Source organism: Actinomadura sp. NBRC 104425 (genome assembly GCF_030269545.1).
Classification (GTDB): Bacteria; Actinomycetota; Actinomycetes; order Streptosporangiales; family Streptosporangiaceae; genus Spirillospora; species Spirillospora keratinilytica.
Genome location: NZ_BSTN01000002.1, coordinates 435,015 through 457,841 on the forward strand (window position 1 = coordinate 435,015; position 22,827 = coordinate 457,841).

At 73.5% G+C, this 22,827-nt stretch carries 16 protein-coding genes; 9 read left to right on the forward strand and 7 right to left on the reverse strand.

The window, feature by feature from the left end:
- Positions 1 to 152: 152 nt before the first annotated feature.
- The 7 genes from QSK22_RS05120 to QSK22_RS05150 form a co-directional block, all read right to left on the reverse strand.
- A complete protein-coding gene (locus QSK22_RS05120; protein WP_285492768.1) occupies positions 153 to 3,116 on the reverse strand; it encodes a helix-turn-helix transcriptional regulator in 2,964 nt (987 codons plus the stop codon).
- A 276-nt stretch (positions 3,117 to 3,392) separates the two neighbouring features.
- Entirely contained in the window at positions 3,393 to 4,757 is a 1,365-nt protein-coding gene (locus tag QSK22_RS05125) for a cytochrome P450 (RefSeq protein WP_285492769.1), read from the reverse strand.
- 210 nt (positions 4,758 to 4,967) lie between these two features.
- Positions 4,968 to 6,416, reverse strand: a complete 1,449-nt coding sequence (locus QSK22_RS05130; RefSeq protein WP_285492770.1) for a rhamnulokinase — start codon at positions 6,414 to 6,416, stop codon at positions 4,968 to 4,970.
- The gene (locus tag QSK22_RS05135) at positions 6,413 to 7,141 is read right to left on the reverse strand and encodes a LutC/YkgG family protein (RefSeq protein ID WP_285492771.1); all 729 of its coding nucleotides are present in this window, start codon (positions 7,139 to 7,141) and stop codon (positions 6,413 to 6,415) included. Before QSK22_RS05135 ends, QSK22_RS05130 begins: the two co-directional genes overlap by 4 nt.
- The gene (locus QSK22_RS05140; RefSeq protein ID WP_285492923.1) at positions 7,138 to 8,547 is read right to left on the reverse strand and encodes a LutB/LldF family L-lactate oxidation iron-sulfur protein; all 1,410 of its coding nucleotides are present in this window, start codon (positions 8,545 to 8,547) and stop codon (positions 7,138 to 7,140) included. The genes QSK22_RS05135 and QSK22_RS05140 overlap by 4 nt, the downstream gene beginning before the upstream one ends.
- Positions 8,548 to 8,597: 50 nt before the next feature.
- Positions 8,598 to 9,338 carry a (Fe-S)-binding protein gene (locus QSK22_RS05145; RefSeq protein WP_285492772.1) on the reverse strand — a complete coding sequence of 247 codons (741 nt, stop codon included), beginning with the start codon at positions 9,336 to 9,338 and terminating at the stop codon, positions 8,598 to 8,600.
- Positions 9,335 to 10,489 (reverse strand): LacI family DNA-binding transcriptional regulator, encoded by a 1,155-nt coding sequence (locus QSK22_RS05150; protein WP_285492773.1) that lies wholly within the window; start codon positions 10,487 to 10,489, stop codon positions 9,335 to 9,337. The genes QSK22_RS05145 and QSK22_RS05150 overlap by 4 nt, the downstream gene beginning before the upstream one ends.
- A gap of 293 nt (positions 10,490 to 10,782) precedes the next feature.
- Between QSK22_RS05150 and QSK22_RS05155 the strand changes: the two genes are divergently transcribed.
- The 9 genes from QSK22_RS05155 (at position 10,783) to QSK22_RS05195 (ending at position 22,660) form a co-directional block, all read left to right on the forward strand.
- A complete protein-coding gene (locus QSK22_RS05155; RefSeq protein ID WP_502872274.1) occupies positions 10,783 to 12,324 on the forward strand; it encodes a sugar ABC transporter ATP-binding protein in 1,542 nt (513 codons plus the stop codon).
- Positions 12,321 to 13,370: an ABC transporter permease gene (locus tag QSK22_RS05160; protein ID WP_285492774.1), complete on the forward strand. Its 1,050-nt coding sequence runs from the start codon at positions 12,321 to 12,323 to the stop codon at positions 13,368 to 13,370. Before QSK22_RS05155 ends, QSK22_RS05160 begins: the two co-directional genes overlap by 4 nt.
- Positions 13,371 to 13,470: 100 nt before the next feature.
- A complete protein-coding gene (locus tag QSK22_RS05165; RefSeq protein WP_285492775.1) occupies positions 13,471 to 14,520 on the forward strand; it encodes an ABC transporter permease in 1,050 nt (349 codons plus the stop codon).
- A 97-nt stretch (positions 14,521 to 14,617) separates the two neighbouring features.
- Positions 14,618 to 15,706, forward strand: coding sequence for a rhamnose ABC transporter substrate-binding protein (rhaS, locus tag QSK22_RS05170; RefSeq protein WP_285492776.1), 1,089 nt, complete (start codon positions 14,618 to 14,620; stop codon positions 15,704 to 15,706).
- 19 nt (positions 15,707 to 15,725) lie between these two features.
- The gene (locus tag QSK22_RS05175; RefSeq protein ID WP_285492777.1) at positions 15,726 to 16,046 is read left to right on the forward strand and encodes an L-rhamnose mutarotase; all 321 of its coding nucleotides are present in this window, start codon (positions 15,726 to 15,728) and stop codon (positions 16,044 to 16,046) included.
- An 84-nt stretch (positions 16,047 to 16,130) separates the two neighbouring features.
- Positions 16,131 to 17,297: an L-rhamnose isomerase gene (rhaI, locus tag QSK22_RS05180; RefSeq protein WP_285492778.1), complete on the forward strand. Its 1,167-nt coding sequence runs from the start codon at positions 16,131 to 16,133 to the stop codon at positions 17,295 to 17,297.
- A complete protein-coding gene (locus QSK22_RS05185; RefSeq protein ID WP_285492779.1) occupies positions 17,294 to 18,787 on the forward strand; it encodes a BNR repeat-containing protein in 1,494 nt (497 codons plus the stop codon). The genes rhaI and QSK22_RS05185 overlap by 4 nt, the downstream gene beginning before the upstream one ends.
- A 267-nt stretch (positions 18,788 to 19,054) precedes the next feature.
- Positions 19,055 to 21,118: a bifunctional aldolase/short-chain dehydrogenase gene (locus QSK22_RS05190; RefSeq protein ID WP_285492780.1), complete on the forward strand. Its 2,064-nt coding sequence runs from the start codon at positions 19,055 to 19,057 to the stop codon at positions 21,116 to 21,118.
- A gap of 102 nt (positions 21,119 to 21,220) precedes the next feature.
- On the forward strand, positions 21,221 to 22,660 hold the full coding sequence (locus QSK22_RS05195) for an L-fucose/L-arabinose isomerase family protein (protein WP_285492781.1): 1,440 nt from the start codon (positions 21,221 to 21,223) through the stop codon (positions 22,658 to 22,660).
- Positions 22,661 to 22,827: the final 167 nt, after the last annotated feature.

The window sequence follows — 22,827 nt, forward strand, 5'->3', positions numbered from 1 at the left end:
CCACGGTGCCGTTCCGGAGGACGTGTCGTGCGTGATTCTCCGGAGGGCCCTTCAGCGTCATGTGACGCACCGCGGACCGCGCCCGTTTCAACGGTGCGCCGGCCCCGCCCGCGAGCGCCACGTCAACCCTCTCCCGCCGTGTGGCGGGGGCGCTACTCCTGCGCGTCGGTCTGCAGCCGGGCCAGCGCCTTCACCAGGTTCACCCGGGAGGTGATGTCCAGCTTGGAGAAGATGTGCGACAGGTGCGTCTCGACGGTGCGGACGCTGATGAACAGCCGCTCGGCGATCTGCTGGTTGGTGAGGCCGTCGGAGACGAGCATGGCGACCTCGAACTCCCGCTGGGACAGGCCGAACTGCTCGTCGCCGCCCCGCCGCCCCGACGCGCCGCGTCCCGCCGGGCCGGGCGTGCGGATGCCGACGCGCCGCTGCTCCAGCGTGGCCCGGGAGTGCAGCAGGCGGGCCCCGCACGCGGCGAAGATCTCGGCGGCGGCGCGCAGGTCGTCGCGGGCCGCGGCGCGGTCCTTGGCCCTGGCCGCGGCGACCCCGGCGGCCAGCCGCGCCCGCCCCACGTCCACGCGGGCGTAGCACGCCTCGAACAGCGCGGCGGCCTCGCGGGCCAGGCCCGCGGCGGTCTTCGGGTCGGCGGACATCGCCGCGTGCGCGCGCGCCAGCATGGCCCGCGCCCGGTCGCTGTCGAGCTGCGGGTGGGCGACCTGCTCGGCGCGCCCGGCCCACAGCGCGGCGTCCTCGTCGCGGCCCTGCTGCGCGGCGACCTCGGCCATGGTCTCGCAGCAGGCCAGGCGGGCGTCGGGGTCGAGCAGGATCACCTCGCCGAAGCCGTTGCAGGCCTCCATCATGGCCTCGACGCCCTCGTCCACCCGCGACAGGCCGAGCAGCGCCCGCGCCCGCGCGTACTGGGCCTGCGCGCCGTACCACTCGCCGCCGTCGGCGCCGGCGCGCATCGCCTCGTCGGCCAGCCGCAGCGCCTCCTTGGCGTCCCCGGCCAGGCCGACCGTCAGGGACTGCTGGGTCAGCGCCCCCGCCAGCTGCGGCGCCGCGCCCAGCAGCCGCGCCGTCTCGGCCGCCTCCTCGGCGATCATCATGGCCTCGGTGAGCCGGCCCTCCATCGTGGACGCGCGGGCCTGCCCGGTCAGCAGGGTGGCCAGGATGTAGGTCTGCCCGGTGGCGCGGGCGACCGACACCGCGCGCTCGAAGTGCCGCCGGGACGCGGCGTAGCGGCCCATCATGTGCTCGGCCCAGCACAGCCAGGCCACCGCGTCCAGCCATTCGGCCAGTTCGTCGTCGGTCGCCTCGGCCACCAGCCGGTCGGCGGTCTCGGCGTACCGGACGGCGGCGGCCAGGTCGCCGGACAGGAACGACGACATCGGCCGCAGCGCGGTGACCGCCATCCGCACCGCGGGCGGCCAGCCCTCCCCGCCGTTCTCGGGCATGTTCTCCAGGACGGCGCGGGCCGCGCGGAAGTCGCCGCGGAACAGGCTCTCGGCCACCAGCCGCAGCCGCAGCGGAACACCGGTCGGCGACGCCGGGTCGGGGATGCGGCGCAGCTCGTCCAGCAGCAGCGCCCGCGCCTCGTGCGGACGGCCCAGCAGCCGCTCCATCAGCGCGCACAGCCGCGCCGCCGTGACGCGGCGGTCGTAGTCGTCGGTCGGCAGCAGCCGCAGCAGCGTGCGGGCCGTCTCGCGCCCCTCGGCCAGCCGCCCGCCGAGCGACTCCACCTGCGCCAGCTCCAGCAGCAGCTCCAGCCGGGACGGCAGCGGCCGGCGGCCCTGCGCCGCCGCGGGCGGCTCGGGCATGTTCTCCGGCATCAGCCGCAGCGCGGCGCGCAGCCAGTGCGCCGCGGTGACCGGGGCCTGCGCGGTGAACGTGCGGGCCGCCTCCACCAGCGTGGCGATCGCCGCCGGGTCGCCGACCCGCCCCGACCGCTCCACATGCCGGGCGCGCACCGCGGCGGGCGCACCGATCCGCGCCAGGTAGGCGGCGATGCGGCCGTGCGCGGCCAGCCGCCACCCGGCCGCGGCCGACCCGTAGGCGGCGTGCCGCACCAGGGGGTGGCGGAACCGGAACCGCTCGGCCATCGGCCGCACGATGTCGCGGGCGACCAGCTCGTCCAGCGCCGACAGCGTGTCGTCCTCCGACACCTCGGCGGCCACCGCGGCCAGTGCCGGGTCGAACTCGTCGGCGGCGACCGCCGCGCCCTGCGCCACCAGCAGCGCGGTCCGCGACAGGCCGCTCAGCTCCAGCATCAGGGCGGCCTGCACCGCGGGCGGCAGGTCGCCGTCGCCCGGGCCGGCGACCGGCCGCTGCGGGCTGCGCGCCAGCGCCTCGAGGTAGAAGGGGTTGCCGCCGCTGGCGCGGTACAGCTCGCGGCAGCGCGCGTCGGGCACCCGCAGGCCGAGCAGCTGCGCGACCTCCTGCTCGGTGAGCGGGTCCACCGGGACGCGCAGGCCGCGGCCGTTCTGCACCGCGTCCTCGACCAGCGCGGCCAGCCGCGGCGACGCCTGCGCCGGCCGGTACGCCACGGCGAGCGCCACCCGCGCCCGCGGCGGGTGCCGCACCAGGTGGTCCAGCAGCTCGATGGTGGCCTCGTCGGCCCAGTGCAGGTCGTCCAGCATCAGCGCCAGGCCGGACGCGGCGGCCAGCTCCTCCAGCAGCCGCCGCACGGTCCGGTACAGCTGGTAGCGGGCCACCTGCCGCCCGTCGGCGGTCACGGCGGCCGGTCCGGTGGCGGCGGGCGCGGCGGCCAGGGCCGGGAACACCGCCGACAGCAGCCGGGTCGCGTCCGGCCCGAGGTCGGGCAGATGCTCCTCCAGATGGTCGTCGAGGGCGTCGACGACGGCGCCGAACGGCATCTCCTGCTCGAACTCGGCGGCGCGGCCCGCGCGGGTGGGCAGCTTGCGCGCCGCGGCGGCCCCCGACAGCTCGCTCAGCAGCCGGGTCTTGCCCGCCCCCGGCTCGCCGACGAGGGCGACGAACCGGAACGCGCCCTCGGCCGTGGCGTCCAGCGCCTCCTCCAGGGCACGCAGCACGCCCTGGCGCCCCACCAGCGGCAGGGCCGCCGGAAGGACGTCGGGCTGGTGGTCCGTACGACCCTCCATGTCCACACCCCACCAGTAGTGACAAGGCGGTCGACACGCCGCGACGAAGACGTCCAGCCGGTGTCTTGCCTCGATCTTCAGGCAGCCGCAGGGGACACTTTACCGATTCGGCCGATGGCATGGCCGAACCCGCGGTCCGGCCTGCGCAGCCCGGACCGCCGCGGTCGCGTCCCCCCGCGGTCGCTCTCTGCCATCAACCGCCTTAACCAAGGGGATGTCAACAGTCTTCAGTTAGGCGTTGCCTACCCGTCACCCTTCTACTCGCGTTCTGCTCACTCATCCCGGCCACGGCCGGGCCGCCGCCGAACCCCGCCGGGCGGCCACGACGCGCGCCGACCTCGCCGGAACCAGCGTGACCGCCCTGAGCCGGACGCGCTCGGGCGCGGGGTCGGCGGGACGCAGCTCCACCCGGCGCAGCACCTCGGCGACGATCATCCGCATCTCCAGCAGCGCCAGCTGGGCGCCCGCGCAGTAGCGGCGGCCGCCGCCGAACGGCAGCCAGGCCCGGTTGGCCTTCGCCGCCTCCGGGCCGAGGAACCGCTCGGGCCGGAACACCCCGGGGTCGGGGAACACATCCGGATCGGTGTGCACCAGCGGGATGACCGCCGCCACGCACCATCCGGCGGGAATCCGGTGGCCGCCGACCACCATCGGCTCGGCCAGCACCCGGGGCGTGGCCGGCACCACCGGGCGGACCCGCAGCGACTCTTTGATCACTGCGTCCAGGTAGGCGCGGCCGTCGTCGCCGTCCGCCGGCTCGTCGCGCAGCCGCTCCAGCACCCGGGGCGTCCGCACCAGGCGCTCGAACGTCCAGGCCAGGGCGGTGGCCGTGGTCTCGTGCCCGGCGACCAGCAAAGTGATCAGCTCGTCGCGCACCTCCCGGTCGGTCAGCGGCTCGCCCGCCTCGTCCCGCGCCGCCAGCAGCTGCGACAGCACGTCGCAGGCGCCCGGGTCGCCGTCGCGGCGGCGCCGGGCCATCTCGTCGTAGAGGATCGCGTCGACCTGCGCGCGGACCCGCGCGAACCGGGTGGTGGGCAGGAACGCGGCGCGCCGCGCCGCCGGGGCGGTCAGCAGCCACTCGCGCGGCCGGGGCGGCAGGCGCACCACGGCGGCGTTCCCGCCGAGCGCCACCAGCCGCGGCAGCAGGACGCGCAGGCGGCGCAGCCGCCCGGCGTCGCGGATGCCGAACACCACCCGCATGATCACTTCGAGGGTGATGCGCTCCATCCGGGGGCGCAGCGCGAACGGTTCGCCGAGCGGCCACCGGTCGATGTCGGCGGCGGCGATCTCGGCCACCCGCTCGCCCCAGCGCGCCACCGCCCGCCCGTGCAGCGGCGGGCCGAGCAGCCGCCGGTGCCGCCACCACGGCTCCTCGTCCAGCGTCAGCAGTGACGCCTCGCCGACCAGCGGCCCGAGCAGCCCGCGCCGCACCGCCCCCGCGCGCCCCCCGGAGCCGTCGGCGGCCAGCACCTGTTCGGCCAGGTCGGCGGTGGCCACGCACACCTCCGGCGGCATGCCGGGGAGCCGGATCGCAAAGACGGGCCCGAGGCGGCGCCCGGCGGCGAAGAACCGCATCGGGTCGGCGACGAGCCAGGCCACCTGCAGCGGCGGAGGCAGGCGCAGACCGGGGGGAGCGGGCATCGAGACTCCTGCACGGGATCTCCGGGGAGGAGATCCTTCGAGATGGCGTTCACCGGAGCGCGGCGGAGTGGGGCCGCCGCGCCACTCCGGTCGGATCCGCACCGGAGATCACTGTAATGATCTTCGTTCGCAGGCGTCTCTCACATCGTGGTAAACACCGATATCGGCGGTCAGTCAGAAAGCGCCGACCACCCGGGTACCGGTGACCGCTCAGCTCAGGCCGATGCGGGCGGCCGCATCCGACCAGGCGGACTCGTCGCCGCGCGGCTCGTAGCGGCGCAGCGGCTGCGTCCCGGCGACCAGCGCCCGCATCTCCGCCAGGTCGCCCACGACCCCGTGCGCGCGCGCCTGCACCAGGGCGTTGCCCAGCGCGGTGGCCTCCACCGGCCCGGCGACGACGGGCAGCCCGCACGCGTCCGCGGTCAGCTGGCACAGCAGCTCGTTGCGGGAGCCGCCGCCGACCAGGTGCACCACCTCCACCTCGCGGCCGGACAGCCGCGCCGCCTGCCGGATGGCCGCGCGGTGCGCCAGCGCCAGGCTGTCGAGAACGCAGCGTACGGTCTCGGCGCGGGTGCCCGGCTCGGGCATGCCGCGGCGGCGGCAGTGCGCGGCGATCCGCTCGGGCATGCCGCCCGGCGGCAGGAACTCGGGGTCGTCCGGGTCGATCAGCGAACGCAGCGCCGGAACCCGCGCCGCCTCCGCCAGCAGCGACGACAGGTCGGGGGAGTCCCAGGCGCGCAGGCACTCCTGCAGCAGCCACAGCCCCATCACATTGCGCAGGTAGCGGACGGTGCCGTCCACCCCGCCCTCGTTGGTGAAGTTGGCCTCGCGGCTGGCCTCGGTCAGCACCGGCTCGGGCAGCTCCACACCCACCAGGGACCAGGTGCCGCAGGAGATGTAGCCGAAGCGCTCCCCCGAGGCGGGGACCGCGGCCACGGCCGAGGCGGTGTCGTGGGACGCGACCGCCGTCACCGGCAGGTCCGCGCGCAGCCCCGTCTCCTCGGCCACGTCGGCGCGCAGCGTCCCCACCACGTCGCCCGGCTCGCGCAGGTCGGGCAGCAGCTGCGCGGGAAGACCCAGGCGGTCCAGCAGGGGCCGCGACCACGCGCCCGCGCGCACGTCGAGCAGCCCCGTCGTGGACGCGTTGGTGCGTTCGGCGCCGATCCGCCCGGTCAGCCAGTACCCCACCAGGTCCGGGATCAGCAGCAGCGTCCGCGCGCGCTTGAGCACGTCCGCCGATTCGGCCGCGAGCTGGTAGACGGTGTTGAACGGCAGGAACTGCAGGCCCGACACCTGGTACAGGTGGTCGTCGCCGAGTTCGGCCCGCACCCGCTCCATGACGCCGTCGGTGCGCGCGTCGCGGTAGTGCACGGGGTTGCCGAGCAGCGCGCCGCGCTCGTCCAGCAGCCCGTAGTCGACGGCCCACGAGTCGATGCCCACCGACACCAGGCCGGGCGGCGCCGCGCGCAGCCCGTCGAGCACGTTGCCGTACAGGCCCAGGATGTCCCAGTGCAGCGTGCCCGCGACCCGCACGGGCCGGTTGGGGAAGCGCCGCAGCTCCTCCAGCTCCAGCGTCCCCGGCCCGACGCGCGCGGCCATCACCCGACCGCTGGACGCCCCGAAGTCGACGGCGGCGAACACCGCAGATGAAGCGTTCATGGGACGAGCAGTACCTCCAGGGTGCGGGGGCCGTGCACGCCCTCGACGCGCGACAGCTCGATGTCGCTGGTCGCCGAGGGGCCGGACACGAAGGTGAGGGGACGGGACGGGTCGAGCCGCTCCAGCGCCTCGGGCACGTCGGCCGCGACCTGGCCGGCGGTGACCACGATCAGGTGGTAGTCGGGCACCAGGGACAGCGCCCGCGGCCCCTGGCCGGGCCCGTGGTCCAGCACGATCGTGCCGGTCTCGGCGATCGCGGCGGCGCAGCCGGTGACCGCGCCCGCCAGCCCGTCCAGTTCGGCCGCGGACGGGTCGCGCGCGATCCGCTCCGGCGGGACGTGCGCCAGCCACTCGTCCGGCAGTCCGGACGGCACCGCGAACGCCCCGCCGCCGCGCGCGGCCGGGGACTCGCCTCGCGCGGCCGGGGACTCGGCGCGCGCGGCCAGCGCCTCGCCGCGCGCGGCCAGCGCCTCGGCGCGCGCGGCCAGCGCCTCGGCCACCGCGCCGGGCAGTTCGCCGGCGGACACCAGCCGCACCGCGGCGCGGTAGTCGGCGACCCGTTCGGCGAACAGCTCCAGGGTCCGCTCGCCGTGGTGGCGCCGCAGGTAGCCGCGGTCGATCCGGGCGTAGGACTCGGCCACGTCGGCGGCCGTGCGCCGACCCGTGATCCGCTCGATGCGGCCGAGGATCTCCTCGCGCGCGTTCGCGCCTGCCCGCCCGCTCATTCGCCCTTCCCTCCGGTGCGGTTCCACCAGGCGCGGAACGACTCCTCCGGCGGCGCCGGCGCGTCCCGGGTGTCGGTCCACGCGCTCAGCGGCCCGGGCAGGCGCCGGATGCGGCCGCGCCGCCCCACCACGTGCCGGCCGGCGGACGCGGCGCGCTGCGCCAGCGCCAGCCGGGCGGGCGAACGCAGCGTCCACCCCGCGACGTCCATCACCGCGCGCTCCAGCGGATGCTTGCGCCCCTTCTCCACGGCGCGGGCGCGCAGATGCACCAGCACCTCGGGGATGTCGATGGCCACCGGGCACGCCTCGAAGCACGCCCCGCACAGCGACGACGCGTAGGGCAGCGAGGAGTCCACGTCCGAGCCGATGCCGCGGATCTGCGGCGACAGGATCGCGCCGATCGGCCCCGGGTAGGGCGAGCCGTAGGCGTGCCCGCCGGCCCGCGCGTAGACGGGGCACACGTTCAGGCACGCCGAGCAGCGGATGCAGCGCAGCGCCTGCCGCCCGACCTCGTCGGCCAGCGTCGCGGTGCGGCCGTTGTCCAGCAGGACCAGATGGAAGTCCGACGGCCCGTCGCCGGGGGTGATGCCGGTCCAGGCGGAGGTGTAGGGGTTCATCCGCTCCGCCGTCGAGGAGCGGGGCAGCAGCTGCAGGAACACCTCCAGGTCGCGCCAGCTCGGCACGATCTTCTCGATGCCCATCACCGAGATCAGCGTCTCGGGCAGCGTCAGGCACATCCGCCCGTTGCCCTCCGACTCCAGCACCACCAGCGTGCCGGTGTCGGCGACGGCGAAGTTGACCCCGGACACCGCCACCTTCGCCGACAGGAACTTGGCGCGCAGGTGCCGCCGCGCCGCCTCGGCCAGCTCGGCGGGCGAGTCGGACAGCCCGGCCGGCGCGTCCGGCATGGTGCGGCGGAAGATGTCGCGGATGTCGGCGCGGTTGCGGTGGATGGCCGGGACCAGGATGTGCGACGGGCGGTCGTCGCCGAGCTGCACGATCAGCTCGGCCAGGTCGGTCTCGTGGGCGGTGATGCCCGCCTCGGCCAGCGCCTCGTTCAGCCCGATCTCCTGGGTGGCCATCGACTTGACCTTGACCACCTCGGTCTCGCCGGTCGCCCGGACCAGGTCGGTGACGATCCGGTTGGCCTCGGCGGCGTCGCGCGCCCAGTGCACCGTGCCGCCGGCCTCGGTGACCTTCTCCTCCAGCAGGCGCAGGTAGTGCCCGAGGTTCGCCAGGACGTGGTCCTTGATCTGCCGGCCCGCCTCGCGCAGCGCCGCCCAGTCGTCCAGCTCGGCGACGGCCTCGGCGCGGCGCCGGCGGATCGTGGACGTGGCGTGCGCCAGGTTGCGGCGCAGCCGGGTGTCGCCCACCGCGCGGCGCGCCGCGTCCGGGAACGCCGGCATCCCCAGGTAGGTCGGCATGCGGGCGGCGGTGCCGCTGTCGGTGCCGCTGCTCATGTTCGGTCCTCCTCCGTGGAGGCGAGGATTTCGGCCAGGTGCACCGTGCGCACGCCGGACCGGGTGCGCGACAGCGCCCCGCCGATGTGCATCAGGCAGGAGTTGTCGGCCGCGCACAGCGCCTCGGCGCCGGTGCGGCGCACGTTGGTCACCTTGTCGGCGCACATCGCGGCCGACACCTCGGAGTTCTTGAGGGCGAACGTGCCGCCGAAGCCGCAGCACTCGGCCGCCTCGGGCAGTTCCACCAGGTCGATGCCGCGCACGGCGCGCAGCAGCCGCAGCGGCCGGTCGCCCACGTGCAGCATGCGCATCGAGTGGCAGGTGGGGTGGTAGGTGACGCGGTGCGGGAAGTAGGCGCCCACGTCGGTCACGCCGAGCACGTCGACCAGGAACTCCGACAGCTCGTACACCTTGGGCGTCAGCGCCTGCACGCGCGCGGCCAGGGCGCGGTCGCCGGAGTCGGCCGCCAGCCTGGGGTGCCAGTCGCGCACCATCGCCCCGCACGACGCCGACGGGGTCACCACCGCGTCGTAGCCGGCGAACGCGTCGGCGAACCCGCGCACCAGCGGCAGGGCCTGCCTGCGGTAGCCGGTGTTGAAGTGCATCTGCCCGCAGCAGGTCTGGGCCTGCGGGAAGTCGACCTCGTGCCCCAGCCGGTTGAGCAGCCGCACGACCGCCTTGCCCGTGCCGGGGAACATCGTGTCGTTCAGACACGTGATGAACAGCGCGACCTTCATCGCTCCTCCTCGGAGCCGCCCGCGCCGACGGAGATCTCCGGGAGGCCGGAGTCCTCCGCGCCGACGCGGCGGCTTGACTCGCGCACCACCAGCTCCGGCTGGAACATCACCTGCTGGTGGGCGTGCCCCTCGGGGTCGTCGCACTCCTCCAGCAGCAGTTCGGTGGCGATGCGGCCCAGTTGGTAGGTGGGCTGGCGCACCGAGCTGAGCGGCACCGCGGCCGCGGCGGAGAACTCGATGTCGTCGTAGCCGATGAGCGCCACGTCGGCGGGCACCTGCACCCCCGCCTGCAGCAGCACCCGCATCACCCCGAGGGCGAGCAGGTCGTTGGCGCAGAAGATGGCGTCGGGCAGGGTGCCGTCGGCCAGCAGCCGCCGCGCCGCCTCCTGGCCGGCGCGGGCGTTCATCGCCGGGACGGTCAGCTCCCGCATCGCCTCGCGCGGCATCCCGGCCGCGCGCAGCGCCCGCAGCGCGCCCCTGCGCCGGTCGGCGCACTGCCGCAGCGCGGAGGGGCCGGTGACGAAGCCCAGCGTGCGGGCGCCGTCGGCCAGCAGCCGGCCGACCGCCAGCTCGCCGCCCGCCACGTCGTCCACCGCCACCGAGCACTGGTTCGCGCGGGGGGTGGGGTGGTCCAGCAGGACGACCGGGATGTCGCGCTCGCGCAGCCGGTCGGCCTGCCGCCCGTCGTCCACCGGCGTGACCAGCACGCCGCGGACCCGCTGCTCGGCGAACACGCGCAGGTTGCGCTGCTCGCGCTCCTCGGACTCGGCGGACGACGACAGCAGCACCGCGTAGCCGTGCTCGCTGGCCGCGTCCTCCACGCCGCGGGCGACCTCGGTGAAGAACGGGTTGGACAGGTCGAGCACCATGAGCCCGACCGTGCGGCTGTGCCCGGCGCGCAGCGTCGACGCCGAACCGTGGCGGACGAACCCCAGCTCGCGGATGGCCTGCTCGACCCGGGCGCGGGTGGCGGGGGCCACCCGCTCGGGGCGGTTGAGCACGTTGGAGACGGTGCCGGGAGACACTCCCGCGTGCTGCGCCACCTGCTTGATGCCCACGGTCGCCGGGCCCCCGGCACCGTTGCGCGTGGCCGGACGTCTCCTCGCGGACCGGCGCGGTGCGGGGACCTCGCCGGTGCCGTCTGTGCTCATCTGCCGCCCCCGGGTCGGTCTGCGTCTGTGGTGTGTGCCCGCTCACTTTGGGTCATGCCGTTAAAACGTGTCAACCCCGCAGTGGCGATCTTGGAAGCAGCGGCGCGGTCGGCGCCTCCTCGGCCCCGCCGCTCCCGAAGACTCGTTAGCCCCTGTCCCACCGGGGATCCAGCGATTTTCCGGCAAGTGCCCTCTTGACGAGTGCGTTGAGTCACATCTACCGTCCTCCGCAACATCACCTTAAAACGTTTTTCATCTACGAGACATCGAAACCCCATCCGAGGAGGGCGGCCGTGAGCGCACCCGCTCGGTCGGCTCCGCCGACACTGGCGCTGGTCAACGTGAGCAAGTCGTTCGGCGCCGTGCGAGCCCTGCAGGGCGTGACCATCGAGCTCCACGCGGGCGAGGTGCACGCGCTGGCGGGCGAGAACGGAGCCGGCAAGTCGACCGTCGTAAAAACGTTCGCAGGCGTGCACCGCCCCGACACCGGGGAGGTGCGGGTCGAGGGCCGTCCGGTGACCTTCCACGGCCCCGCCGACGCGCAGGCCGCCGGCGTCGCGGTCATCTACCAGGAGCCCACGCTGTTCCCCGACCTGTCGGTCGCCGAGAACATCTTCATGGGCCGCCAGCCCCGCACCGCCCTCGGCCGCATCGACCGCCGCGCCATGCACGCCCGGACCGCCGAGCTGTTCGAGCGGCTCGGCGTGGCCCTGGACCCGCAGCAGCCCGCGCGCGGCCTGTCCATCGCCGACCAGCAGGTCGTCGAGATCGCCAAGGCCATCTCCCGCAAGGCCCGGGTACTGATCATGGACGAGCCGACCGCCGCGCTCACCGGCCAGGAGGTCGCCCGGCTGTTCGCCGTCACCCGGACGCTGCGCGACCAGGGCTGCGCGGTGCTGTTCATCTCGCACCGGCTGGAGGAGATCTTCGAGATCTGCCAGCGGGTCACCACCCTGCGCGACGGCACCTACATCGGCACCGAGGACGTCGCCGACCTCACCCCCGACGACCTGGTGCAGCGCATGGTCGGCCGCGAGGTGGAGGCGCTGTACCCCAAGCAGGACGTGACACCGGGCGAGGTGGCGCTCAAGGTGTCCCGGCTGACCCGCGAGGGCGTGTTCACCGACGTGTCGTTCGAGGTGCGCCGCGGCGAGATCGTGGCACTGGCCGGGCTGGTCGGCGCGGGCCGCAGCGAGGTCGCCCGCGCGATCTTCGGCGTGGACCGCTGGGACGCCGGCGCGGTCGAGGTGAACGGCACCGCGCTGCCCCCGGGCAGCCCCACCGCGGCCATGGCCGCCGGGATCGCGCTGGTCCCCGAGGACCGCCGCCAGCAGGGCCTGGTCATGGACATGTCGATCGAGCGCAACATGGGCCTGACCCAGCTGCGCTCGCTGCGCCGCGCCACCGGCCGCGGCCCGCTGATCTCCCGGCGGGTGGAGCGCGACCGCGCCGCCGACTGGGCGCTGCGCCTGCAGCTGAAGTACGCCCGGCTGAGCGACGTGGTGGGCGTGCTGTCCGGCGGCAACCAGCAGAAGGTCGTGCTGGCCAAGTGGCTGGCCACCGACCCGGCGGTGCTGATCGTCGACGAGCCCACCCGCGGCATCGACGTCGGCACCAAGGCCGAGGTGCACCGGCTGCTGTCGGAGCTGGCCGCGCAGAACCTGGCCATCCTGATGATCTCGTCCGACCTGCCGGAGGTGCTCGGCATGGCCGACCGGGTCCTGGTCATGCACGAGGGACGGCTCACCGCCGAGATCCCGCGCGCCGAGGCCACCGAGGAGTCGGTCATGGCCGCCGCCACCGGCCGCACCGGCGCCGTGGGGGAGGCCGCGTGAGTACGACCCTTACCAAGTCGCCGGGGGCGCCGTCGGCGGCGGACAACGGCGGGCGCAGCGGCCGGCTGGTCGATCTGGTGCTGCGCGCCCGCGAGCTGAGCATCGCCGCGGCGCTGGTGGTGCTGGTGCTCGGCACCACGATCGCCAACCCGCGCTTTCTGTCCGAGCAGGGCGTCAAGGACATCTTCCTCAACGCCTCGATCCTGGCGCTGCTGGCCGTCGGGCAGACGCTGGTGGTCGTCACCCGCAACATCGACCTGTCGGTCGGCTCGGTGGTCGGCCTGGTGGCGTTCGTCGTCGGCGACTTCGTCTCCGGCACCGACCACGGGCTGCCGTCGGCGCTGGCCGTCGGCATCGGGATCGGCGCGCTGTGCGGGGTCGTCAACGGCCTGCTGATCAGCTTCCTGCGGGTGCCCGCCCTGGTGGTCACGCTCGGCATGCTGTACGTGATCCAGGGCATCGACTACTACATCGCGCACGGCGAGCAGATCAACGCCGCCAACGTGCCGCAGAGCATCCTCGACCTCGGCAACGGCAGCCTGCTGGGCGTGCCCTACCTGCCGCTGATCACCATCCTGATCATGCTGGCGGTCGGGTACTACCTGCGCTCCTACTCCTCGGGCCGGGAGTTCTACGCCATCGGCTCCAACCCGGAGGCGGCGCGCCTGGCGGGCGTGCCGATCCGCCGCCGGGTCTTCACCGCCTACCTGGTCAGCGGAGTGCTGGCCGGGCTGGCCGGGGTGCTGTGGCTGGCCCGCTTCGGCACCGTCGTCGCCGACAACGCCAACGGCTGGGAGCTGCAAGTGGTCAGCGCCGTCGTGGTCGGCGGCGTGGCGATCACCGGCGGGGTCGGCACCGTCTACGGCGCCGCGCTCGGCGCCCTGCTCATCACCACCATCGGCAGCGCCCTGGTGGTCCTGAAGATCAATTCCTTCTGGCAGGACGCCATCACCGGCCTGCTGCTCCTGCTGGCGATCAGCGTGGACCGGGTGCTGGCGCTGCGCGTCACGCAGGCCTTGAAGAAGAGGAGCCGCCGTCATGGCTGACCGGGGGGCTGTGGGGGGTCGTCCCCCCACCGGGAACAGGGCTGACCGGGGGGCTGTGGGGGGTCGTCCCCCCACCGGGAACACGGCTGACCGGGGGGCTGTGGGGGGTCGTCCCCCCACCGGGAACACGGCTGGAAGCAAGCAGGGCGGATTCGAGGTCGGCCGCCTGGTGCGCTGGGACGTGGTCGTCGCCGCGCTGCTCATCGTGGTCTTCTTCGGCGGCGTCGGCCTGTCGCCCGACTTCGGCAACACCGACAACATCTCCTTCGCCCTCGGCGACCTCAGCGAGATCGCGCTGATCGCGCTGCCGATGACGCTGCTGGTGGTGTGCGGGCAGGTGGACCTGTCGGTCGCCTCCGTGCTCGGCCTGTCCAGCGCGCTGGTCGGCAAGCTGTGGGACGGCGGCATGGCGATCGAGACGATCATCCCGCTGGTGCTGGTGGTCGGCCTGGTGTGCGGGCTGGTCAACGGCGTGCTGGTGACCCGGCTCGGACTGCCGTCGCTGGCCGTCACCATCGGCACGATGACGCTGTACCGCGGGCTGGCGTACGTGGTGCTGGGCACCGAGGCCGTCTCGCAGTTCCCGCAGCAGTACACCGACCTGGCCGTCAACAACGTGCCGGGCACCCCGATCCCGTACCCGATCGCGCTGTTCGCCGTGCTGGCGCTGACGACCGCCGTCGTCCTGCACGCCACCGGCGTGGGCCGCTCCCTGTTCGCCATCGGCGCGCAGGAGGAGGCCGCCTACTTCGCCGGGATCCGCGTCAAGCGCCTGAAGCTGATCCTGTTCGTGCTGTCCGGGCTGGTCGCCTCGTTCGCCGGGATCGTCTACACGCTGCGCTACGGCAGCGCCCGCGCCGACAACGGCCTGGGCCTGGAGCTCACCGTCATCGCGGCGGTGCTGCTGGGCGGCGTGGACTTCGACGGCGGCAAGGGCACCCTGGGCGGCGTGCTCGCCGGGGTCCTGCTGATCGGCGTGATGCGCAACCTGCTGATGCTCAACGACGTCGCCAACGAGATCCAGTCGATCGTGACCGGGCTGCTGCTGGTGGTGTCGGTGCTCACCCCGCGGGTGATCGCCATCGTCCGCGAGGTCAGATCCCGGGGCGGCGGCTCCGGCGCCCCCGCCGCGGCGAAGGCCGCCTCCTAGCGAGAAGGCCGCCTCCCAGCGACTTCACTCCCGCTCCCCGCTGCACATCACCCACCCCGATCGCATCGCCGATGCGACTTTGCGAAAGGCACGACAGATGACCTTCCGTTCCGTCCTCACCCGGCGTTCGGTGAGCGCCATCGCGAGCGCGAGCGTGCTCGCGCTCGGCCTGGCCGCCTGCGGCGGCACCACCAAGGAGTCCACCGAGTCCGCCGCGGGCGGGGCCGCCGCGGCCACGGCCTCCGCCAACCCCAACGCGGAGATCAAGAAGGGCCTGAAGATCGCCTTCCTGCCCAAGCAGATCAACAACCCGTACGAGAAGATCGTCGACGAGGCCGGGATCGCCGCGGCCAAGGAGTACGCCGGCGAGGCCAAGGAGGTCGGCCCGTCCGACGCGGCGGCGTCCTCCCAGGTGTCCTACATCAACACGCTGGTGCAGCAGCGGCAGGACGCCATCCTCATCGCCGCCAACGACCCCAACGCCGTGTGCGGCCCGCTCAAGCAGGCCATGTCCCGCGGCATCAAGGTCGTCGCCTACGACTCCGACACCTCCAAGGACTGCCGCAACCTGTTCATCAACCAGGCCAGCTCCGAGGAGATCGGCCGCAGCCAGGTCAAACTGCTGGCCGACCAGATCGGCGGCAAGGGCGAGATCGCGATCCTGTCCGCCACGGCCAACGCCACCAACCAGAACACCTGGATCAAGTACATGCAGGACGAGCTGAAGAAGCCGGAGTACTCCGGGATGAAGCTCGTCAAGATCGCCTACGGTGACGACGACGACCAGAAGTCGTTCCAGCAGACCCAGGGCCTGCTGCAGGCCTACCCGAACCTCAAGGGCATCATCTCGCCGACCACCGTGGGCATCGCCGCGGCCGCCCGCTACATCTCCGGGTCCAAGTACAAGGGCAAGGTCGTGCTGACCGGCCTGGGCACGCCGAACCAGATGCGCAAGTTCGTCAAGGACGGCACCGTCGAGAAGTTCGCCCTGTGGGACCCCAAGAACCTGGGCTACCTGGCCTCCTACGCGGCCGCCGCGCTGGCGTCCGGGCAGATCACCGGCGCCGAGGGCCAGACGTTCAAGGCCGGCAAGCTCGGCTCGCGCACCATCGGCAAGGACGGCGAGGTCATCCTCGGCCCGCCCACCGTCTTCGACAAGAGCAACATCGACCAGTACGACTTCTGAGCCGGGGGAGAGAGCGCCCATGCGACGCGTGTGTTTCCTCCTGAAGGTCAAACAGGACCGGATCGAGGAGTACCGGGAGCGGCACGCCGCCGTCTGGCCGGAGATGCAGGCCGCCCTGCGCGACACCGGCTGGCGCAACTACTCGCTCTTCCTGCGCGACGACGGGCTGCTGGTCGGCTACCTGGAGACCGAGGACTTCGACAAGGCGCTGGAAGGCATGGCCCGCACCGAGGTCAACGCCCGCTGGCAGGCCGAGATGGCGCCGTTGTTCGAGGATCTGGACGGCCGCGCCCCCGACCAGGGGATGCTGCCGCTCACCGAGGTCTTCCACCTGGACTGAGACGATCGGACCGGGCCGTCCCGGGGCGCCCGGGACGGCCCGCAGACCGGGCACCGGGAGACCGGGGACCGGGGAAAGGAACACATGACTGAGATCAGCGCGGTGAAGGACGCCCTGCGCCGCCAGCACATCGAGACTCCGTCCTGGGCCTACGGCAACTCCGGGACGCGTTTCAAGGTGTTCCCCCAGCCGGGCGTGCCGCGCACACCCCAGGAGAAGATCGACGACGCGGCGCAGGTGCACCGCTTCACCGGGGTGGCGCCGAGCGTGGCCCTGCACATCCCGTGGGACACGGTCGACGACTACGCCGCCCTCGCCGCCTACGCGCAGGAGCGCGGCGTGCGGATCGGGGCGATCAACTCCAACGTCTTCCAGGACGACGACTACAAGCTGGGCAGCGTCACCAACCCCGACCCGGCCGTCCGCAAGAAGGCGCTGAACCACCTGCTGGAGTGCGTCGACATCATGGACGCCACCGGATCGCGCGACCTGAAGCTGTGGTTCTCCGACGGCACCAACTACCCGGGCCAGGACGACATCCGCGAGCGCCAGGACCGCCTGTTCGAGGCGCTGCAGGCGGTGTACGAGCGGCTCGGCGACGACCAGCGGATGCTGCTGGAGTACAAGCTGTTCGAGCCGGCGTTCTACACCACCGACGTGCCGGACTGGGGCACCTCCTACGCGCACTGCCTCAAGCTGGGCCCCAAGGCGCAGGTGGTGGTGGACACCGGGCACCACGCGCCCGGCACCAACATCGAGTTCATCGTGGCGTTCCTGCTGCGCGAGGGCAAGCTCGGCGGGTTCGACTTCAACTCCCGCTTCTACGCCGACGACGACCTGATGGTGGGCTCGGCCGACCCGTTCCAGCTGTTCCGGATCATGTACGAGGTGGTGCGGGGCGGCGGCTACGAGCCGGACTCCGGGGTGGCGTTCATGCTCGACCAGTGCCACAACATCGAGCCGAAGATCCAGGGGCAGATCCGCTCGGTGATGAACGTGCAGGAGGCCACCGCCAAGGCGCTGCTGGTGGACGCCGAGGCGCTGCGGGAGGCGCAGCGGTCCGGCGACGTGCTCGGCGCGAACGCGGTGTTCATGGACGCGTTCAACACCGACGTGCGGCCGCTGCTGGCCGAGCTGCGCGAGGAGATGGGCCTGCACCCGGACCCGGTCGCCGCCTACAAGGCGTCCGGCTACTTCGAGCGGATCGTCGCCGAGCGGGTCGGCGGCACGCAGGCGGGGTGGGGAGCGTGACCGTCCTGCTGCGCGGGGCGGCCGGCCGCCGGGCGCGCGCGGTGACGCTCGGCGCGGCCGCCCTGCTCGCCCTCGCCTGCGTGCCCGCGGCCGCCGCGACCGCGACGGCCGGTGCGCAGGCGGCCGCCGCCAAGGCCGACGGGACGCCGTCGCTCAAGCGGCTGCGCGACACCGAGCTGGACCCGCAGGCGCTGTACTTCGTGTCCTACGACGGCCTGGTCAACAACGGGTCGTTCCAGCAGAGCGGCATCCTCACCTACGCCGGGTACCAGTACGCCGCCTGGTACACCGCCGACCGCAGCGCCGTGATCGCGCGCCGCCACCTGCCGAACGGCGCGTGGCAGAAGGTGGTGCTGCCGCACAAGCTGTCGGTCGACGACTCCCACAACGTCATCTCGCTGGGGGTGTCGCCGCAGGACGGCCGCCTGCACGTGGCGATGGACACCCACAACAACCGCGTGTACTACACCAAGTCCGAGCCGGGCCTGGTGTCCAAGCCGTCGCCGAGCCGGTGGGACGCCTCCCGGTTCGGCGAGGTGCGGCGCGACCTGGACGGCGTCGACCTCGGCGACATCACCTACCCGCAGTTCGCCGTCACGCCCGAGAAGAAGCTGCAGCTGGTGTACCGGACGGGCGGCTCGGGCAACGGCACCAACGAGATCGCCGAATACGACAACGGCACGTGGACCAAGCTCGGCAAGTGGTCCAGCGCCGCCGGCACGTACTCGGGCAACGGGCAGACCAGCAACGCCCGCAACATGTACGTCCACGGCATCACCTACGGCAAGGACGGCAGGCTGCACGCCGCGTTCACCTGGCGGGAGCAGAACTTCGGCGTGCTGTGCCATCCGGGCGGCCTGTCCAACCACGACACCGGCTACGTCTACTCCGACGACCGGGGCCGCACCTGGCGCAACGACGCGGGTCAGACCGTCGCGACCACCGGCACCGACGACCTGGTGGCGCTGGACGACCCGGGCCTGGTGGTCGACCCGCTCGACCCGAACCACGCGCTGATGAACCAGGAGAGCCAGGCGGTCGACTCGACCGGCGCCCCGCACGTGATCATCAGCTACGTGCCGGGCCGGTTCACCCAGTGCGTCACCGACTTCACCGCCCAGCGCAAGGCCTACTCGCGGGCGTTCCACCTGACCCGCGACGCGTCCGGCAAGTGGCGCAAGGTGGAGATCCCCGTGCCGGTCGAGGCGTTCGGCCGCTCCCGCATCGTGTTCGACGAGCACGACAACGTCTACGTCGTCATGCCGTTCGGCCGGGTCGTCGCCGCGAGCAGGGCCAGCGGCTGGACGGACTGGAAGCTGCTGTTCGACGGCACCTTCTACGACGGCGGCCGCACCCTCAACGCGTTCGGCGAGGTCCTCGTCGACGACTCACGGGTCGCCACCGACGGCGTGCTGTCGGTGATGTACCAGCGCAAGTCCTCCGGGACCACCCCCTCATCCATCCGCGTGATCGACTTCAAGCTCTCCTGACCGACGGAAGGCGACGGACGTGCCCCCCACCGACCCTGTGGCAGTGAACGCGGCAGTGAACGCGGACTCCGCCGTCCGCGCCACCCGCTGCGACCCCGGCCGCCGGACGCGGACGCCCCGGCGGCGTCCGCGGGGGCCGGCACCGACGACGGCTCCGCACTGACCGCCGCGCGCGTCGTCCGCGTCCCGGACGCGGGCGGCGACGGCACCGACCGGGTCGAGACCGGCCCGGGCACCGACAAAGTTCACGACGAGGGGAAGCGAATAATGACCTCCACTCCACGCGAAGTGGAGCAGCTGCTGGAACGGGCCCACACCCTGGGCTCGGACCCGCGCAACACCAACTACGCGGGCGGCAACGCCTCCGCCAAGGGCACCGTCACCGACCCGGTGACCGCCCAGGACGTCGAGCTGATGTGGGTGAAGGGCTCGGGCGGCGACCTGGGCACCCTCACCGAGGCCGGCCTGGCCGTGCTGCGCCTGGACCGCATGCGCGCGCTCGTCGACGTCTACCCGGGCGTCGAGCGCGAGGACGAGATGGTCGCCGCGTTCGACTTCTGCCTGCACGGCAAGGGCGGCGCCGCCCCGTCCATCGACACGGCCATGCACGGGCTGGTGGACGCCGCGCACGTCGACCACCTGCACCCCGACTCCGGCATCGCGATCGCCACCGCCGCCGACGGCGAGGAGCTGACCCGGCGGATCTTCGGCGACCGGGTGCTGTGGGTGCCGTGGCGGCGGCCCGGCTTCCAGCTCGGCCTGGACATCGCCCAGATCAAGAAGGACAACCCGCAGGCCATCGGGGTGATCCTCGGCGGGCACGGCATCACCGCCTGGGGCGCCACCAGCGAGGAGTGCCAGGCCAACTCGCTGGAGATCATCCGCACCGCCGAGGAGTACATCGCCCGCAACGGCAAGGCCGAGCCGTTCGGCCCGATGATCGACGGCTACGAGCCGCTGCCCGAGGCCGAGCGGCACGCCCGCGCCGCCGAGCTGTTCCCGCTGATCCGCGGCCTGGCATCCACGGACCGGCCGCAGGTGGGCCACTACACCGACAGCCCCGAGGTGCTGGACTTCGTCTCCCGCGCCGAGCACCCCCGGCTGGCCGGGCTCGGCACGTCCTGCCCGGACCACTTCCTGCGCACCAAGGTCGCGCCGATGGTGCTGGACCTGCCGCCGTCGGCGCCGCTGGAGGACGTCAAGGCGCGGCTGCGCGAGCTGCACGCCGCCTACCGCGAGGAGTACGCCGCCTACTACCGGCGGCACGCCACCCCCGACTCCCCGCCGATGCGCGGCGCCGACCCGGCGATCGTGCTCGTCCCGGGCGTGGGCATGTTCAGCTTCGGCGCCAACAAGCAGACCGCCCGCGTCGCCGGTGAGTTCTACGTCAACGCCATCAACGTGATGCGCGGCGCCGAGGCGCTGTCCACCTACCGGCCGATCCCCGAGTCGGAGAAGTTCCGCATCGAGTACTGGGAGCTGGAGGAGGCCAAGCTCCGCCGCATGCCCAAGCCCAAGCCGCTGGCCACGCGGGTCGCGCTGGTCACCGGCGGCGGGTCGGGCATCGGCGCGGCCACCGCCCGCCGCCTGGCCGCCGAGGGCGCGTGCGTGGTCGTCGCCGACCGGGACGCGGCCGCGGCCGAGAAGGTCGCCGCGGAGATCGCCGACGCGGCCAAGGCGCTGCAGCCCGGCGACGTCGCCACCGCCGTCGCCGTGGACGTCACCGACGAGGAGCAGATCGCCGCGGCCGTGCGCGCCGCCGTGCTGGCGTTCGGCGGCGTCGACCTGGTCGTCAACAACGCCGGCCTGTCGATCTCCAAGCCGCTGCTGGAGACCACGGCCGCCGACTGGGACCTGCAGCATGACGTGATGGCGCGCGGCTCGTTCCTGGTGTCCCGGGAGACCGCCCGCGTCATGATCGAGCAGGGCATGGGCGGCGACATCGTCTACATCGTGTCCAAGAACGGCGTGTTCGCCGGGCCCAACAACATCGCCTACGGCGCCACCAAGGCCGACCAGGCGCACCAGGTGCGGCTGCTGGCGGCCGAGCTCGGCGGGCACGGCATCCGCGTCAACGGCGTCAACCCCGACGGCGTGGTGCGCGGGTCGGGCATCTTCGCCGGCGGCTGGGGCGCCCAGCGCGCCGCCGTCTACGGCGTGGAGGAGGAGAAGCTCGGCGAGTTCTACGCCCAGCGCACGCTGCTCAAGCGCGAGGTGCTGCCCGAGCACGTCGCCGCCGCCGTCTTCGCCCTTACCGGCGGGGACCTGACCCACACCACGGGCCTGCACGTGCCCGTGGACGCGGGCGTCGCCGCCGCGTTCCTGCGGTAGCGGCCGCCGGCACCAGACCCGACGGGGCCGGCGCAGGTCGCGCAGGAGCCGCGCCGGCCCCGTCGTCCCACCCCAGCCGCACGTTCCTAGGAGGACCGAACCGTGACGGCACACCTGGACCCGACCGCAGACCGCATCACCGCCCCGCCCGTGCGGGTCGGGCTCGTCGCCGGCGGGCTGGGGGCGTACTGGCCCCAGTTCCCCGGCCTGCTGCCCCAGCTGAAACGGTCGGCCGAGCGCGTGGCGGAGCGGATGCGCGGCCTCGGCGCCGAGGTCGTCGACGCCGGCTTCATCTCCGACGAGCGGGAGGGCGCCGCCGCCGCCGAGCGGCTGCGGGAGGCCGGCTGCGACCTGATCGTCGGCTTCCTCACCACCTACATGACCGCGACGATGCTGGTGCCGGTCGCGCAGCGGTCCGGCGCCCCGGTGCTGCTGATCAACCTGCAGCCCACCGAGTCGATGGACCACGCCGCCTTCGACACCGGGCAGTGGCTGGCGTACTGCGGCGCCTGCCCGCTGCCGGAGATGGCCAACGCGTTCGCCCGCTGCGGCGTGCCGTTCCGGTCGGTGTCGGGCTACCTGGAGGACGAGCGGGCCTGGGCGAAGATCGGCCGGTGGGTGCGCGCGGCCGGGGTGCGGGCCGCGCTGCGCCGCGGCCGGCACGGCCTGATGGGGCACCTGTACCCGGGCATGCTGGACGTGTCCACCGACCTGACGCTGGTCGCCGCCAACTTCGGCGGGCACGTCGAGGTGCTGGAGTTCGACGACCTGCGGGTGCGGGTGGACAAGGTCACCGACGCCGAGACCGAGGCCCGCAAGAAGCAGGCCCGGGAGGTGTTCGAGTTCGCCGAGTCCGTCAACGACACCGACCTGACCTGGGCGGCGCGCGTGTCGGTGGGCCTGGACCGGCTGGTGGAGGACTTCGCGCTGGACTCGCTGGCCTACTACCACCGCGGGCTGGACGGCGAGGTGCACGAGCGGCTGGGCGCCGGGATGATCCTCGGCGCGTCGCTGCTGACCGCGCGCGGCATCCCCGCGGCGGGCGAGTTCGAGCTGCGCACCTCCCTGGCCATGCTGATCGCCGACCGGCTCGGGGCGGGCGGCTCGTTCACCGAGCTGCAGGCGCTCGACTTCACGCGGGGGCACGTCGAGATGGGGCACGACGGCCCCGCGCACCTGGCGATCAGCGCGCGCCGCCCGCTGCTGCGCGGCCTCGGCGTGTACCACGGCAAGCGCGGCTACGGCGTGTCGGTCGAGTTCGACGTCAAGCACGGCCCGGTCACCGCGTTCGGGATCATCCAGCGGCGGGACGGGCGGTTCGCGTTCGCCGCGTCCGAGGGCGAGGTCGTCGACGGGCCGCTGCTGGAGATCGGCAACACCACCTCGCGGGTCGACTTCGGCTGCGACCCGGGGGAGTGGACCGACGCGTGGAGCGCCACCGGCATCTCGCACCACTGGGCCCTGGCCACCGGCCACCTGGTGCCCGACCTGAAGGCCCTGGCCGACCTGATGGACGTCGAACTCGTCGTGGTCGAGCCCTAGCGCCTTCCTGACGCGGCCCACGCCGCGGACTCACGTGAACGTGATCGGGGGATCCGTGCACGCGGCGCCCGACGGCGCCTGAAAACCGGAGGAGCCATGCGGCGATTCCCGTTCCGACCATCACCCGTCCCCGCCCGCTTCGACGCGCTGCGCCCCGGCTGAGCCGG

Excerpts from the sequence above, each read along its gene's own strand:
- QSK22_RS05150 (WP_285492773.1), bottom strand. The coding sequence starts at position 10,489 with ATGAGCACAGACGGCACCGGCGAGGTCCCCGCACCGCGCCGGTCCGCG.
- QSK22_RS05145 (WP_285492772.1), bottom strand. The coding sequence starts at position 9,338 with ATGAAGGTCGCGCTGTTCATCACGTGTCTGAACGACACGATGTTCCCC.
- QSK22_RS05135 (WP_285492771.1), bottom strand. The coding sequence starts at position 7,141 with ATGAGCGGGCGGGCAGGCGCGAACGCGCGCGAGGAGATCCTCGGCCGC.
- QSK22_RS05190 (WP_285492780.1), top strand. The coding sequence starts at position 19,055 with ATGACCTCCACTCCACGCGAAGTGGAGCAGCTGCTGGAACGGGCCCAC.
- QSK22_RS05125 (WP_285492769.1), bottom strand. The coding sequence starts at position 4,757 with ATGCCCGCTCCCCCCGGTCTGCGCCTGCCTCCGCCGCTGCAGGTGGCC.
- QSK22_RS05175 (WP_285492777.1), top strand. The coding sequence starts at position 15,726 with ATGCGACGCGTGTGTTTCCTCCTGAAGGTCAAACAGGACCGGATCGAG.
- rhaS (WP_285492776.1), top strand. The coding sequence starts at position 14,618 with ATGACCTTCCGTTCCGTCCTCACCCGGCGTTCGGTGAGCGCCATCGCG.
- rhaI (WP_285492778.1), top strand. The coding sequence starts at position 16,131 with ATGACTGAGATCAGCGCGGTGAAGGACGCCCTGCGCCGCCAGCACATC.
- QSK22_RS05130 (WP_285492770.1), bottom strand. The coding sequence starts at position 6,416 with ATGAACGCTTCATCTGCGGTGTTCGCCGCCGTCGACTTCGGGGCGTCC.
- QSK22_RS05120 (WP_285492768.1), bottom strand. The coding sequence starts at position 3,116 with ATGGAGGGTCGTACGGACCACCAGCCCGACGTCCTTCCGGCGGCCCTG.
- QSK22_RS05140 (WP_285492923.1), bottom strand. The coding sequence starts at position 8,547 with ATGCCGGCGTTCCCGGACGCGGCGCGCCGCGCGGTGGGCGACACCCGG.